The sequence below is a fragment of the Streptomyces hilarionis genome (assembly GCF_024539675.1).
Lineage (GTDB): Bacteria > Actinomycetota > Actinomycetes > Streptomycetales > Streptomycetaceae > Streptomyces > Streptomyces hilarionis.
This window is the reverse complement of sequence record NZ_JAHHIT010000745.1, coordinates 1-267: the sequence shown is the minus strand read 5'-3', so window position 1 is coordinate 267 and position 267 is coordinate 1. Positions and strand designations below refer to the sequence as shown.

Below are 267 nucleotides of genomic sequence, written 5' to 3'. Positions count from 1 at the left end.
ACATACAAGGCCGTTACTCCCGACGAATACAGCACCGTCGAAGTGTTCGGCGTCGTGACTTGGAGTCTGTCGCCTCATGAACTTTGAACCCCGGCGCCCTGTGTTCGGCCTGGTCGACGCGAACAAGTTTTACTGCAGCTGCGAGCGCATTTTCCGGCCTGAGCTGAGGGGTAAACCAGTGGTGGTTCTTTCGAACTCGGATCTGAGGGGTAGAAATCGTTAGTAAATCCTGTAGAGTCCGCGCCACCTTCTGAACCCCTTTGGAAC

The 267-nt window shown here is 55.1% G+C and carries 1 protein-coding gene; it reads left to right on the top strand.

Going from position 1 to position 267, the window contains the following annotated elements:
- Positions 1-76 precede the first annotated feature (76 nt).
- Entirely contained in the window at positions 77-223 is a 147-nt protein-coding gene (locus tag KMS84_RS44620) for a Y-family DNA polymerase (protein ID WP_285894515.1), read from the top strand.
- Positions 224-267 lie beyond the last annotated feature (44 nt).